The following is a 14,429-nucleotide window of genomic DNA, read 5'->3' as shown; positions in this document are numbered from 1 at the left end:
CTAGGCTGGACGCATGAGCGATCGAGTGTCCGAACTGTTCGACCCGGAGATCTGGGACGTCGTACCGGGGTTCGAGGACCTCACCGATCTGACGTACCACGTCGCGCGCGAGGGCGGCTTCGTGCGTATCGCGTTCGACCGCCCCGAGGTGCGCAACGCCTTCCGCCCACACACCGTCGACGAGCTGTACCGCACGCTCGACCACGCGCGCCAGAGCCCGACCGTCGGTGTGGTGCTGCTCACCGGGAACGGTCCGAGCGCGAAGGACGGCGGCTGGGCGTTCTGCTCGGGCGGCGACCAGCGCATCCGCGGTCGCGACGGCTACCGGTACGCGAGCGACGACGCCGCGGACGACGAGACGGCGAGCGGCATCGACGCCGCGCGCAACGGCCGCCTGCACATCCTCGAGGTCCAGCGGCTCATCCGCTTCATGCCGAAGGTCGTCATCAACCTCGTGCCCGGATGGTCCGCGGGTGGCGGGCACTCCCTCGGCGTCGTGTGCGACCTGTCGATCGCGAGTCGGGAACACGCGCGGTTCAAGCAGACCGACGCCGACGTCGGTTCCTTCGACGCCGGGTACGGGAGCGCGTACTTCGCCAAGCAGGTGGGCCAGAAGTTCGCCCGTGAGGTGTTCTTCCTCGCCCAGGAGTACGACGCGGAGCGCGCGCTGCAGGCGGGCGCGATCAACGCGGTCGTCCCGCACGCCGAGCTCGAGCAGACCGGGGTCGCCTGGGCCCGCATCATCCTCGGCAAGTCGCCGACCGCCATCCGCATGCTCAAGTTCGCCTTCAACGCCGTCGACGACGGTCTCGTCGGCCAGCAGGTCTTCGCAGGCGAGGCCACCCGCCTCGCGTACGGCACCGACGAGGCGGTGGAGGGACGCGACGCCTTCCTAGAGAAGCGCAAGCCGGACTGGGCTCCGTTCCCCTGGCAGTTCTGAGCTCCGAGACGCCGAGGGGGCGGCGGAGCACCGACGTACCCGGCGTACGCTGAATCCATGACCCGTCAGCTGCTCCCCGTCGACGCGTCCGCCTCGGCGATGCTCGCGGCCCTGGAGACGGCGCTCGACGGTTCCGGACCCGCGGTCCTCCCGATGCAACACGGATCGTCCGCGGCACCGGCCGTGGTCGACGACCGGGTGGCCCTCGTGATCGAGACCTCCGGTTCGACGGGTGTGCCGAAGCGGGTCGCCCTCGCGGCCGACGCCCTCCTGGCCAGCGCGGCGGGTTCCGCGATGGCTCTGGGTGGCCCGGGGGCCCACCGCAGATCGTCGCAGTGGATCCTGGCGCTCCCGACGCACTACATCGCCGGCGTCAATGTGCTGCTCCGGTCGATCGTCGCCGGGACCAGGCCGATCGAGGCCCCGGCTGGATCGTTCGACGCCCGGGCGTTCGGCGGACTCGTCGAGCGGCTCGACGCCGATGACGGCTTCGTCGCCCTCGTGCCGGCGCAGCTGCGCCTGCTCGTCGACGCCGCCGAGACGAGCACCTCTGTGCGCGACGCGCTCGCCGGACTCGCCGGGCTGCTCGTCGGGGGACAGGCCACCCCCGCTCCGCTGCTCGAGCGGTCCGCAGCGCTCGGCATCCGCGTCGTGCGGAGCTACGGTTCCAGCGAGACGTCCGGCGGCTGTCTCTACGACGGCGTGCCGTTCCCCGGTGTCGAACCCCGGCTGGCGGACGGGGAGCTCCTCCTCGCCGGGCCGGTGCTCGCCGAGGGCTACCTCGGCGAACCGGACCGCACGGCGACCGCCTTCCCGGACGACGGCGGCCGACGGTGGTACCGCACCGGCGACACCGCCGAGCTCGTCGACGGCGTCGTCCGGGTGACCGGGCGGGCCGACAACGTGATCATCAGCGGCGGGGTGAACATCTCCCTCGACCGTGTGCAGGCGGTCGTCCGGTCGGTGCCGGGGCTGGCCGAGGCCGTCGTCGTCGCCATCCCCGATGAGCGGTTCGGTCAGGCGTCCGTCATCGTGACGGGGGTCGGGACCCCCGCCGGTCATCGGGCGGACGACGCACTGCTCCAGGCCGCGCGGGACACCGTCGCGGAGGCGCTCGGCCGCCCGGCCCGCCCCGCCCGACTGGTCCGTCTGGCAGAGCTGCCGCTGCTCGCGAGCGGCAAACCCGACCTCGTCGCACTCCGCTCGCGACTGGGTTGAGTCCGTCCTCCGCGTGACCGCGAGGGCCGGTTTGCAGGCGGTTGTCGCATAGGGCATGCTCTCTCATGCGTGTCGACGAGCGACCGTAGCCGGGGGACGACGACAGGTGACAACGGGGACCGACACGGGCGCTGCGCCCACGAGGCCGACGACGGCGTTCCGCGCCGACATCCAGGGGATGCGGGCGGTCGCGGTCACCGCCGTGATCCTCGCCCACGCGACCGGCCGACCGGCCGGCGGCTTCGTGGGTGTGGACGTGTTCTTCGTGATCTCCGGCTTCCTCATCACCGGGTTGCTCCTGCGCGAGCACGAGCGTTCCGGACGCATCTCCCTGCCGGCCTTCTTCGGTCGGCGGATCAAGCGGATCCTGCCCGCGTCGCTCGTCGTCCTGGCCGCGACCGTCGCGCTGGCGTCGTGGCTCTTCAACGCGCCGCGGGCGCTCGCGACCTGGTGGGACGCGGTGTCGGCCGCGCTGCTCGTCTCGAACTGGCGCTTCGAGGCGTCGGGCACCGACTACTTCCACGCGACGGACGCCGCGTCACCGCTGCAGCACTTCTGGTCCCTTTCGATCGAGGAGCAGTTCTACCTCGTGTGGCCGGTGCTGCTCCTCGTCCTCCTCGCCGTCGCGGCCCGCGGAGCCCGACCCGTGCTGCGCTCGCGCGTCGTCGTCGGTGGCGTCCTCGTCGTCCTCATCGCGGCCTCGTTCGCCGTCGCCGTGTGGCAGTCCGGGGCGGCTCCGCAGGCCGCCTACTTCGCGACCGGCGCGCGAGTGTGGGAACTGGGGGCCGGCGCACTCCTGGCCGTGTTCGCTCCGCTCCTCGCCCGGGTGCCGCAGGCGCTCCGGGTGGTCGCCGGATGGGCGGGGCTCGTCGGCATCGTCGCATCCGCACTGCTCATCACCGGGTCGATCGGGTTCCCCGGTCCCTGGGCGCTCGCCCCCGTCGCCGCCGCGATGCTGGTCATCGCCGCCGGGACCGGAGCCGGTCCCGCGTACCCGCGCTGGATGTTCCCGCTCACGAACCCGCTGAGCCGTGGCGTCGGAGCGATCTCCTACTCGCTCTACCTCTGGCACCTCCCGATCCTCGTGTTCGTGCCGATGCTCGTCCCCGACACCGCCCTCAGCACGGTCCCGGGGATGCTCGGGCTCATCCTCGGGGTCTCGGTGCTCTCCTTCCTGCTCATCGAACAGCCGTTGCACCGCACGCCGCTCGTGGGTTCCTTCCACGGCGACCGTGACGCCAGGGACGCCGCCTGGGCCGCCTGGCGCGAGCGGTTCGCCTCCCAGTTCCTCTACTCGGCGGTCGGGCTCGTGATCGTCGCCGGGCTCGCGGTGATCGCCATCGGCCCCGCGCTCCGCATGCCGGTGGCCACCGGGGGACCGGCGGCAGTCGCGGCACCGGCGGGAGACCCGCTCCAGGGCATCGCCGCCGAGCTGCAACTCGCGAGCCAGGCCTCCGCATGGCCCGACAACCTCTCGCCGAGCCTCGACGACGCGATCCGCGCGACCTCGAGCACCAACCCCGCCCGGGCCTGTTTCGACCTGGGTTCGACGCCCGACGACGGCTCGTGCACCTGGGGCGATGCGTCCGCGCCGAAGCACGTCTACCTCGTCGGCGACTCGACCGCGCTCGCCTACGCGCCGGCGTTCCGGGCCATCGCCGATCAGAGCGGCGGGGCCGTACGGATCACCACCATCGGCCTCTACGGGTGCCGCTTCACGCAGGACCTCATCCAGAACAGCGGCGCCGGGGTGATGGACGACTGCCCGACGCGGAAGCACGACATCGCCGAACGCATCGCCGCGGACCAGCCCGACCTCGTGATCGTCTCGAACGCGTTCGCCGCAGGTCGCACCACCGACGGCCGATCGCTCGACACGACGTCGATGGTCGCGTCGGCGCTCGCCGAGACGGCGGGGTATCAGGTCCCCGGTCGCGTCGTGTTCCTCGCGCCGCCGCCGCTCGGCGCGGATCTCGGGTCCTGCTACTCGCGGGTGTCCAGTCCGCAGGACTGCGCCGTCGGCGTCGACGCGGCCTGGAACGACTTCGCCGCGGCGACCGGGTCCGCGGCGGCCGCGGCCGGCGAGCGCTTCGTCTCGTCGCTCCCGTTCAGCTGTGCGGATGGCGTCTGCCCGGCGTTCGCCGGGACGACGCCGACGAAGTACGACAGCGTGCACCTCACCCCGGCGTTCGCCGAGCACATCGCTCCAGCGATCCTCCAGACGCTCCAGGCCGCCGGGGCCCTGTGACGCCGTCCGCCCCGAGGCTCCGCGGGTAGACTCGCCGTCGTGGCACATGGAGCACGGCCGGCAGCGCCGAAACAGCAGAAGACGTCCGTACAGCGCCCCACGGCGGGTCGTGGCGCGAACGGTGGACGATCGGGCAACCCCGCACGCAGCGGTGGTCGCAAGACCCCCCTCGCGAAGCCGGCGACCTTCGGCGACTGGGTCGGTGCTGCGCGGATCCGCACGCTGCCGATGGCCGTCGCCCCCGTGCTCATCGGCACCGGCGCCGCGACGATCATCGCGGGCCCCGGGGTCTACCACCCGGTCCGCGCGCTGCTCTGCCTCGTCGTCGCGCTCGCGCTGCAGATCGGCGTCAACTACGCCAACGACTACTCCGACGGCATCCGCGGAACGGACGACCTGCGGGTCGGCCCGAGCCGATTGACCGGTTCCGGCGCGGCGAAGCCCAAGACGGTCCTCACCGTCGCGCTGGTGTTCTTCGGGATCGCGGCCGTGGCCGGCATCGTCCTCACGATCCTCACCCAGTTCTGGTGGCTGCTCCTCGTCGGGGCGGTCGCCATCGTCGCCGCCTGGTTCTACACGGGCGGGAAGCGTCCCTACGGGTACTTCGCGCTGGGCGAGGTCTTCGTCTTCGTGTTCTTCGGCCTCGTCGCCACACTCGGCACCACCTTCGTCCAGGTCGGGACCGTGAACCAGGAGGCATGGTTCGGCGCGATCGGCGCGGGCCTCATCGCCTGTGCCGCGCTCGTCGTCAACAACCTCCGCGACCTCGAACAGGACAAGGCGGTCGGGAAGCGCACCCTGTCGACCTTCATCGGCCGGATCGCGTCGAAGGTGCTCTACTGCGTCCTGCTGCTCGTGCCGTTCGGCATCGCCGCGTTCCTCGCGCTGTTCTACCCGATCGCCTGGTTCACGATGTTCGCGTTGCTCGCCGCCATCCCGGCGTGCGTGATCGTGCTGTTCTCCACGACGGCCAAAGAGCAGATCCTGGCGCTCAAGCTGACGGGGCTCGTGCAGCTAGCGTTCGGGGTGATCCTCGGTCTGGCGTTCTTCTACACGCCCGGCATCGCCGGCTGACGACGCTTCCGGCGTCGCCGCGCTCGCATCAAGCGCCGCGTCCTCGGAGTCCTCGTCGTCGTGCGGCGTCGGCTTGTCGCCGTGTCGACGGGCGTACAGCTCCTGCGCGACGGTCTCCCGCGGGGTGCGCAGGAAGATGTAGGACACGCAGAGCCCGATGATCGCGGCGATGATCGCGGCGACCCAGGGCTGCAGACCCGTGAGGAAGACGAGGAGCAGGAGCGGCACCACGAACGCCAGGAGGCGGAGGATGGTGTACCGGACGGCGGCGGGAACGCGTTTCACCACATAAGTCTAGGCGTCCCGCCTGAAGGCAACCCCAGGTAATCACGTCACCTGGCGTTTACGATGGAGACATGGTTCGTCTCTGGATCGGCCTCGCCGTCGCGGCGGTCGTCTTCATCGTGTACTCGGTGGTCGACTGTGCCACGATGCCGCGCGACCGTGTCCGAGGGATCAGCAAGACCTCGTGGATCATCGCCATCCTCCTCCTGCCGGTCATCGGCGGAGTCCTCTGGTGGATCATCGGCCGGGTCCGTGCTCCGAAGGCCGTGCCCCGCGGCTCAGCCCCGGACGACGACCCGGACTTCCTCAAGAAGCTCGACGCCGACCGCGCGCAGACGAAGCGCATCCGCGACCTCGAGGACGAGCTCAACCGCTTCGACGACGAGTCGGGTGAGAGCCCGGATGCGACGACGCACGACGACCCCGCGCCAGGATCAGACACGCCCGACGACGGCTCCGGCCGCAGACCGCCTGGCGCCCCGAGCGCCTCGTGAACCCGTCCGCCGCTCCCGAGCCCGTCGGCTCGGCTCCCTCGTCGAGCCCGGCCAGCGCGTCGGCATGGTCGCTCCTCGACGCGCTCGTCGCCGCGGGTGTCTCCGACGTCGTCGTCTGTCCCGGCTCCCGGTCCCAGGCGCTCGCGCTCGCCGCCGCCGAGCTCGCGGCCTCCGGACGGATCACCCTGCACGTGCGCATCGACGAGCGGGTCGCCGGCTTCCTCGCCTTGGGCCTCGGCGTCGAGACCGACCGTCCGGCCGTCGTGATCACGACCTCGGGGACGGCGACCGCGAACCTGCATCCGGCGGTCCTCGAGGCGCATCACTCTCGCGTGCCGATCATCGTCCTCACGGCCGACCGGCCGGCCGAGGCGCACGGCATCCGGGCGAACCAGACGACGAAGCAGGACGACCTCTACGGATTCGCCGCTCGCCTCGCCGTGGTCGTCGAGACCCCGACCGGTGAATCGGGTGAGCAGGACGCCGCCCGCGATCTCGCCCGGCGGGCGTACCGAGCCGCGACGGACGTCCTCGACCCGGGCCCGGTGCACCTGAACCTCGCGTTCCGGGAGCCGCTCTCGGGCAGCTTCGAACCCGAGGTGACCGAGCCGGCCCCCGATGTCCCGGTCGCGACGGACGCCGTCACGGAGGCACCGCTCTACCCGGGTCGACCGCATCTCGTGCTCGAGCGTGGACCCAGGACCCTCGTCGTCGCCGGGCACGACTCCGGCCCGGCCGCCGAGCAGCTCGCGGCGGACGGCGGGTGGCCGCTCATCGCGGAGGTGTCGAGCGGATCGCGGTTCGGGCGGAACGTCATCGCCGCCTACCGGGAGCTGCTGCGCGAGGACGACTACCGCGAGGCCGTCGAGCGCGTCGTCGTGTTCGGCCACCCGACACTCAGCCGCGAGGTCCCGCTCCTGCTCCAGCAGCCGCAGGTCGAGACGATCGTCGTCGCCCCGGCCGGAGCCGAGGTCTACAACCCCGGACGACGGGCCGACCGCATCGTGTCCTCGGTAGCCGTCGAGGCGGGTCCCGCGGATCGCGCTTGGCTCGGAGCGTGGGTCGTCGGATCCCGCGAACGGGTGATCGACCCCTCGCCCGCAGCACCCGATCTCGACGGGCTGCACTCGACGACACCCGCCGAGCGACTGGCCTCCGTCCGGGCCGAGCTCGAGGCCGTCCGCCTCCCGGTCAGCCGCGAGGTCCTCGTCGACGCGGTCTGGCGTGCCACCTGGCCGCACGACCGTCTCGTCGTCGGTGCGTCGAGGCTCATCCGCGTGGCCGACGGTCTCGTCCCCGGCCGCAAGATCAGCGTGCACGCCAACCGCGGACTCGCGGGCATCGACGGCACCATCGCCACCGCCACGGGGATCGCGCTCGCGAGCCAGGCCGACGGCGGTCCCGGTGTGACGCGGGTGCTCCTCGGCGACCTCGCCTTCCTCCACGACGTCGGAGCGCTCCTCCTGGACGACGGCGTCGCGCCGCGTCTCCAGGTGATCGTCGGCAACGACGGCGGTGGCACCATCTTCGACGCGCTCGAGGTCGCCCAGAGTGCACCCGGAGCGCTCTTCGACCGCGTCCAGTACACGCCGCAGCACGTCCGGCTCGAGTCGCTCGCGACGGCCTACGGCTGGGAGTACCGCTCGGCCCGCACCCGCACGGAACTCGACCAGGCGTTCACCGCGCCGGTGACCGGTCCCGTCCTCATCGAGGTCCCGCTGCCGCGCGCCTGATCCGTGGGTCCTCCCGGGGTCGACTTCCGACGCGACCTGCGGCCACAATGGGCGGATGACGGCATCGAAGCACGCATCGACCTGGACCGCGCCTCCTCGAGACACCCTGCGCGTGGGTGAGGGGTTCAGCCTCGCCGACGTCGATCCCCGGTCGACGCCGGGCTTCGACGGCGACAAGCAGCAAGGCAGGCTCGAGCTGGACGCGGGGGTGCCCGCCCTGTCCGAACTGCAGGAGCGACTCTTCGCGGCGAGCACGCAGGGAGCCCCGGAAGCGGTGCTCCTCGTCCTGCAGGCGATGGACACGGCGGGCAAGGGTGGCATCGTCAAGCACGTCGTCGGCTCCGTCGACCCGCAGGGCGTGCACCACTACGCCTTCAAGAAGCCCTCGGAGGAGGAACGCTCCCACGACTTCCTCTGGCGGGTGGAGCCGCACCTGCCGAAGCCCGGTCAGATCGGCGTCTTCGACCGCTCGCACTACGAGGACGTCCTCATCGGCCGGGTGCGTCGGCTCGCGGAGCCGGACGAGATCGAGCGCCGGTACGGAGCGATCAACGACTTCGAGGCGGGCATCGTCGCGAGCGGGACCCGCATCGTCAAGGTGATGCTGCAGATCAGCGCCGACGAGCAGAAGGAACGGCTCGCCGATCGGCTCGCGCGTCCGGACAAGCATTGGAAGTACAACCCCGGCGATGTGGACGAACGGGAGCTGTGGCCGGCGTATCAGGACGCGTACCAGGTGGCGTTCGAGCGCACGAGCACCGAGGCAGCCCCGTGGTTCGTCGTGCCGGCGGACCGCAAGTGGTACGCGCGCATCGCGGTCCAACGTCTGCTGCTCGACGCCCTCGAGGACATCGATCCGCAGTGGCCGCCGGCCGACTACGACATCGCCGTCGAGCAGGCGCGACTCGCGGCGAGCTGAACCGGTGGGGCCTCGGCTCAGCCGAAGGCCTCCACGATCGGACGGAACTTCATCTTCGTCTCGACGAGTTCGGTCGCGGCGTCCGAGTCGGCGACGATGCCGCAGCCGGCGTAGGCCGTGATGTCGCCGTCGGGTGCGATCTGCGCACAGCGGAGGGCCACCGCCCACTCGCCGTCGCCCGAGGCGTCCACCCACCCGACCGGACCGGCGTAGCGACCACGGTCGAACGGTTCCAGCTCGCGGATGAGGGTGACGGCGTCGCGGGTCGGGGTTCCGGCGACGGCGGCCGTCGGGTGCAGGCCGTCCATGAGGTCGAGCGAGGACGAGCCGTCCGAGAGTCGTCCGTCGATGTCGGTCGCGAGGTGCCAGAGGTTCGGCAGCTTGAGGGTGAACGGGACCTCGCTGCGGCGCAACTGCGGACTGTGAGATTGCAGCGCCGTCAGCACGGACTGCACGGCGAACTGGTGTTCACCCTGGTCCTTCGCGCTCGTCATGAGTGCGACGGCCTGGTCGTGGTCGCTCTCGGCGTCGGGACCACGCGAGATCGTGCCAGCGAGGACGCGCGCCGAGACGGCACCCCGATCCACTCGGACGAGCGTCTCCGGGCTCGAGCCGATGAAGCCGTCGACCGCGTAGGTCCAGCAGTCGGGGTAGGCGAGGGCGAGGTCGTGGAGCACCCGGCGGCGATCCGCTTCCTCGGGGAGGTGCCCGGTCAGGTCGCGAGCGAGCACGACCTTGCTGAGGCCGCCGGCCTTGATGCGGGCGATGGCGCGCTCGGCCGAGTCGAGATAGCCCTCGCGGCTCTGCACACCGGGGGTCAGCTGGATGCGGTACTCCGGCCCGTACGCCGTGGTCACGGGATCGACGTCCTCGGTGCCGTCGCCGAGGGAGACCCGCGTGATGAAGCTCGCGTCGGGGTACCGGCCGATGATCGTGCGCGGCACGATGAGGACGCTCGTCGCGGAGGACTCGTCGTCGAAGGCGAACGTGCCGAACGCGACCAGGCCGGTCCCGGGCCGCCGCACCTCGTCCGTCACCACTGCTGCGGCGCAGACGTCCCGCCAGGCCGCCGCGGCACGCGTGAACCGGTCGGGGCCAGAGAACTCCAGGCGGAGCGCCTCACCCAGTCCGACCAGCCCGTGACCCTTCCGCACCCAGAGGAGCGGCGAGGTCTGGTCGGCGAACGGGAGGAGCTGGCGCGGGTCGTCGATGGCGACGGTCTGGGCGACCAGTGACGAGGTCAGGGGAATGGTCACCGTTCAACCCTACGCCCGCGCAGGAGGGGTCACTCCCCGCCGCAGCCCGACCGGTGGCGGGGTGCTCACGGCCTGGTCGGCGGGGCGTTCACCGGCCGGGCGTGCCGATCGTCTGCAACCCGGTGACCCCGAGCAGCGCGAGTTTCGCCGCGTCCTCGGTGCCCGGTGCGGCCGTGTAGACGACGATGCGCAGGTCGCCGCCCGGCGTGGACAGGACGTCGCAGTCGACGGTGATCGGTCCGACCGGCGTCCGCGTGACCGTCTTGCGGCTCGCCCGGTGCTCCGCGACCCTGGCCTCCGCCCAGCGCCGCTCGAACTCGGGCGACACCGATCGCAGCCGGGCCACGAGTCGAGCCAGCTCGTCGTCCCGCGGGTAGCGCCCGACCGCGGCCCGGAGGTCTGCGGCGAGGTCGCTCGCGAACTCCTCCTCATGCTGCTCGTCGAAGTCGGTGCCCTCGTGCCCCGCGGTGAAGTGCCGCCACACCAGGTTGCGATCGTCGCCGACGAGGGCGGAGGGATCGCCGTTCACCGCGGCCCACAGCGGGTTCCAGAGCAGGATGTCGTGGGCGGCGGAGAAGACCGCCAGTGGCACGTCGCCGAGCCGGTCGACGATGCGCTGAACGCCCGGACCGATGTGCCGGGGGACGACCCCGGGCGGTGGTGGAGCGGCTCCGGCGACCCGGTAGAGGTGGTCGCGCTCCTGATCCGTCAGTCGGAGGGCGACCGCGAGCGCCCGGAGGAGTTGCGGCGAAGGATTCTTGGCGCGACCCTGCTCGAGCCTGACGATGTAGTCCACGCTGATGCCGGCGAGGGCGGAGAGCTCCTCGCGGCGCAGGCCGGCAGTCCGTCGTCCTGGGCCGGCGGGGAGACCGACTTCGGCAGGGGAGACCCGTTCGCGCCAGGCCCGGAGCACACCGGCGAATTCGTCCATCCGGCCATTGTGCCCCCGGCGGCGGTCCGCATCCTGGTACTGCCGGTCCTCCTGTCGACCGGGGCCTGGCGGGCCGACCCTGCCGGGCGGAGCATGGACCCATGACCACCACACTCATCACCGGGGCCAACAAGAGCCTCGGACTCGAAACCGCACGCCGACTGATCGACGCCGGCCACACCGTCTACGCCGGCATGCGCGACCTGGGCCGTGGCGATGCCGTCGCCGCACTCGGCGCCCACCCCGTCCAGCTCGACGTCACCGACCAGGCGAGCGTCGACGCGGCCCTCGCGGCGCTCCCGGAGCTCGACGTGCTCGTCAACAACGCCGGCGTGCTCGGCACGTCCTTCGGCGTCGACGACCTCGCGCCGGAGTCGATGCAGGACGTCCTCGACACGAACGTCGTGGGTGTCGTCCGCGTCACCCAGGCGGCGTTGCCCCTCCTGCGCCGTTCGTCCCGTCCCGTCATCGTGAACGTCGCCTCGGGGGTCGGGTGGCCGCGCTTCCTCACCACCGAGGGGGCCGACGAGTTCGCGGTGCCGACGATCCCGTACGCCGCGTCGAAGGCGGCCGTCATCACGCTCACCGTGCAGTACGCGAAGAACCTGCCCGGGTTCCGGGTGAACGTGAGCGACCCGGGCTACACGGCGACCGACTTCAACGGGCACGGCGGCCACCAGACGGTGACCGAGGGGACGGACGCGACCGTCGCGCTCGCCCTGCTCGGTCCGGACGGTCCCACCGGCGAGTTCCACAACCGGCACGGACGCATCGACTACTGAGCGTGAGCCTGGGAGCCGTGCTCGGACGGCCGGCTCCCAGCGGCACGGACGTAGGATGGAGGGGTGAACCGCGCCGACCTCTCCAAGCAGCCCGAGCAGGTCTCGGCCATGTTCGACGACGTCTCGACGAAGTACGACCGCATGAACGCGGTCCTCTCCGTCGGGAACGACGCCCTGTGGCGCATCGCGACCACTCGTGCGGTCGGTCCGGCCGCCGGTGAGCGCATCCTCGACCTCGCCGCCGGCACGGGCACGTCCTCCGCGGCGCTGGCCCGCAACGGGGCGCAGGTCGTGGCCGCCGACTTCTCGCCCGGGATGATCGCCGTGGGTCGCGACAAGTACGCCGACCGCTCCGACATCCAGTTCGTCGAGGCCGACGCGACCGACCTCCCCTTCGCCGACGAGGAGTTCGACGCAACGACAATCTCCTTCGGCCTCCGCAACGTCGTCCGCCCGAAGGACGCCCTCGCCGAGATGCTCCGGGTCACGAAGCCCGGCGGCCGGATCGTCATCTGCGAGTTCTCCACGCCGACGTTCGGGCCCATGCGCGCCGCCTACAACCTCTACCTCGAGCGGGTCATGCCGCTCGTGGCGGGCGTCGCATCGTCGAACGCCGAGGCGTACACCTACCTGAACGACTCGATCCGCGCCTGGCCGAGCCAGCCGGAGCTGGCCGCCTGGCTGCGCGAAGCGGGCTACGAGCACGTCGCGTACCGCAACCTCACCGGCGGGATCGTCGCCCTGCACCGGGGACTCAAGCCGGCCTGAGTCGCGTCACCATCGGGGTTCGTCTCGGCATTATCGAGGGGTGGAACCGGTTGATCCCGTCACTTCCCATGATGCGGCGCGACTGATTCCGTAGCCCGGTCCCGAACGGGAGCATTGACACACGGGTGCACCCGGCCCTACCGTTCCGTCATGACAGCACAGGACACGGCCCGCGGGTCGCAGCCGGCATCACCCACCGGCGGCAAGGGTCTCGCCACCGGCACCCTCGGCCTCTTCGGCTCCGTGATCATCGGCCTGGCGTCGACCGCGCCGGTGTACTCGCTCGTCGCGACGCTCGGGTTCGTCGTGCTCGCCGTGGGCGCCCAGGCGCCGATCGCCTTCATCGTCGCCTTCATCCCGATGCTGTTCATCGCGTTCGCCTACCGCGAGCTGAACCGTGACGTACCGGACTGCGGCACCACCTTCACCTGGGCGACGAAGGCCTTCGGCCCGGTCACCGGCTGGATCGGCGGGTGGGGCGTCGCGCTCGCCGGCATCGTGGTGCTCGCGAACCTCGCACAGATCGCGGGGCAGTACCTGTGGCTGCTCATCGGCGACGGTTCCCTCGCCTCGAACGTCCCTCTCGTCACCGCCACCGGTGTCGTGTTCATCGCCCTCATGACGTGGGTCTCGTACCGCGGCATCGAGCTGGGGGAGCGGATCCAGAACATCCTCCTGGCGATCCAGTACCTCGCGCTCGTGCTGTTCGCCGTGTTCGCCTTCATCGGCGTCGCGAACGGCACGGCTCCGAACGCCACGCCGGTCTCGCTCGACTGGTTCAATCCGTTCGCCTTCGGCGACTATCACGGGTTCATCGAGGCCGTGCTGCTCGCGTTGTTCATCTACTGGGGGTGGGACACCTGCCTGGCCCTGAACGAGGAGACGAAGGACCCGCAGAAGATCCCGGGTCGCGCAGCGCTCATCTCGACCGTCGTCCTCCTCGTCACCTACGTCACGGTGACGGTCGCCGCCATGGCCTACGCCGGGCTCGGCGACACGGGCACCGGGCTCGGCAACGAGGACAACGCGAACGACATCTTCCTCGCGCTCAAGGACCTCGTGCTCGGCCCCTGGGCCTGGATCCTCGTCGTGGCCGTCCTGATCTCGGCCGTGTCCTCGACGCAGACGACGATCCTGCCGACAGCTCGTGGAACGCTCTCGATGGCCGCCTACAAGGCGCTCCCGAAACGGTTCGCGACCGTCCACCCGACGTTCAAGACCCCGTCGTTCTCCACACTCGTCATGGGCATCGTGGCGATCGTCTACTACGTCGGCATGACGCTCGTGAGCGAGAACATCCTCGCCGACTCGATCCTGTCGCTCGGACTCGCGATCGCCTTCTACTACGGCATCACCGGGTACGCGTGCGTCTGGTACTTCCGCAAGGTGCTCTTCCGCTCCGCACAGGACTTCTTCTTCAAGGGGCTGTTCCCGCTGCTCGGTGCGCTGATGCTCACCTACGCCTTCGTGCAGAGCTGCATCGACATGTTCGACGTGGACTACGGCTACACGGTCCTGTTCGGTGTCGGCGGCACGTTCGTCATCGGGGTCGGTTCGCTGGCCTTCGGGTTCGTGCTCATGCTGCTCTGGTACGGCCGCAAGGCCTCGCGGCCCTTCTTCCACGGGGAGAGCCTCAACCGCGACACCGAGGTCCTCGTGCCGGACGAGCCGATCGAGTACGGCCGCTCCGTCGACGGTGGTCTCACCTGACCTCGGGTCCCTCCTCCCTCCGGTCCCTGAGCCTTCCTCCGGTCCCTGAGCCTTCCTCCGGTCCCTGAGCC

13 protein-coding genes are annotated in these 14,429 nt (G+C 71.0%); 10 read left to right on the top strand and 3 right to left on the bottom strand.

The features are described from left to right. Positions 1-13 precede the first annotated feature (13 nt). The 4 genes from QRN44_RS00065 to QRN44_RS00050 all read left to right on the top strand — a co-directional run bounded on the left by QRN44_RS00065 (position 14) and on the right by QRN44_RS00050 (position 5,480). Positions 14-940 carry a 1,4-dihydroxy-2-naphthoyl-CoA synthase gene (locus tag QRN44_RS00065; RefSeq protein WP_285037961.1) on the top strand — a complete coding sequence of 309 codons (927 nt, stop codon included), beginning with the start codon at positions 14-16 and terminating at the stop codon, positions 938-940. A 57-nt stretch (positions 941-997) separates the two neighbouring features. Beyond that, positions 998-2,158, top strand: a complete 1,161-nt coding sequence (locus QRN44_RS00060) for an AMP-binding protein (protein ID WP_285037960.1) — start codon at positions 998-1,000, stop codon at positions 2,156-2,158. A 106-nt stretch (positions 2,159-2,264) separates the two neighbouring features. Further along, a complete protein-coding gene (locus QRN44_RS00055; protein ID WP_285037959.1) occupies positions 2,265-4,406 on the top strand; it encodes an acyltransferase family protein in 2,142 nt (713 codons plus the stop codon). A 39-nt stretch (positions 4,407-4,445) separates the two neighbouring features. Beyond that, a complete protein-coding gene (locus QRN44_RS00050; protein WP_502928480.1) occupies positions 4,446-5,480 on the top strand; it encodes a 1,4-dihydroxy-2-naphthoate polyprenyltransferase in 1,035 nt (344 codons plus the stop codon). Here QRN44_RS00050 and QRN44_RS00045 read toward each other — a convergent pair. Further along, complete coding sequence (locus tag QRN44_RS00045) at positions 5,421-5,765, bottom strand: DUF4229 domain-containing protein (protein ID WP_064294643.1); 345 nt, start codon at positions 5,763-5,765, stop codon at positions 5,421-5,423. The genes QRN44_RS00050 and QRN44_RS00045 overlap by 60 nt on opposite strands. Positions 5,766-5,836: 71 nt before the next feature. Between QRN44_RS00045 and QRN44_RS00040 the strand changes: the two genes are divergently transcribed. From QRN44_RS00040 to QRN44_RS00030, 3 genes are read left to right on the top strand one after another with little or no spacing between them, the layout of a single operon-like run. Next, the gene (locus tag QRN44_RS00040) at positions 5,837-6,259 is read left to right on the top strand and encodes a PLD nuclease N-terminal domain-containing protein (RefSeq protein ID WP_064294595.1); all 423 of its coding nucleotides are present in this window, start codon (positions 5,837-5,839) and stop codon (positions 6,257-6,259) included. Continuing rightward, positions 6,256-7,992, top strand: coding sequence for a 2-succinyl-5-enolpyruvyl-6-hydroxy-3-cyclohexene-1-carboxylic-acid synthase (gene menD / locus QRN44_RS00035; protein WP_285037958.1), 1,737 nt, complete (start codon positions 6,256-6,258; stop codon positions 7,990-7,992). The genes QRN44_RS00040 and menD overlap by 4 nt, the downstream gene beginning before the upstream one ends. 55 nt (positions 7,993-8,047) lie before the next feature. Continuing rightward, on the top strand, positions 8,048-8,911 hold the full coding sequence (locus QRN44_RS00030; protein WP_121292646.1) for a polyphosphate kinase 2 family protein: 864 nt from the start codon (positions 8,048-8,050) through the stop codon (positions 8,909-8,911). A gap of 17 nt (positions 8,912-8,928) precedes the next feature. On the opposite strand, the gene QRN44_RS00025 is transcribed toward QRN44_RS00030, so the two are convergent. After that, positions 8,929-10,167: an isochorismate synthase gene (locus QRN44_RS00025; RefSeq protein WP_285037957.1), complete on the bottom strand. Its 1,239-nt coding sequence runs from the start codon at positions 10,165-10,167 to the stop codon at positions 8,929-8,931. Between the two features lie 88 nt (positions 10,168-10,255). Beyond that, positions 10,256-11,098, bottom strand: a complete 843-nt coding sequence (locus QRN44_RS00020) for a helix-turn-helix transcriptional regulator (RefSeq protein WP_285037956.1) — start codon at positions 11,096-11,098, stop codon at positions 10,256-10,258. A 101-nt stretch (positions 11,099-11,199) separates the two neighbouring features. On the opposite strand from QRN44_RS00020, the gene QRN44_RS00015 reads away from it, so the two are divergent. From QRN44_RS00015 to QRN44_RS00005, 3 genes are all read left to right on the top strand, one after another. Further along, a complete protein-coding gene (locus QRN44_RS00015) occupies positions 11,200-11,880 on the top strand; it encodes an SDR family NAD(P)-dependent oxidoreductase (RefSeq protein ID WP_121292651.1) in 681 nt (226 codons plus the stop codon). A 63-nt stretch (positions 11,881-11,943) separates the two neighbouring features. Further along, entirely contained in the window at positions 11,944-12,648 is a 705-nt protein-coding gene (locus tag QRN44_RS00010; RefSeq protein ID WP_079003281.1) for a demethylmenaquinone methyltransferase, read from the top strand. A gap of 150 nt (positions 12,649-12,798) precedes the next feature. Then, the gene (locus tag QRN44_RS00005) at positions 12,799-14,358 is read left to right on the top strand and encodes an APC family permease (protein WP_285037955.1); all 1,560 of its coding nucleotides are present in this window, start codon (positions 12,799-12,801) and stop codon (positions 14,356-14,358) included. Positions 14,359-14,429: the final 71 nt, after the last annotated feature.

Source organism: Plantibacter sp. lyk4-40-MEA-4, from assembly GCF_030209415.1.
GTDB classification, from domain to species: Bacteria; Actinomycetota; Actinomycetes; order Actinomycetales; family Microbacteriaceae; genus Plantibacter; species Plantibacter flavus_A.
This window is presented reverse-complemented; position numbering and strand designations above follow the sequence as displayed.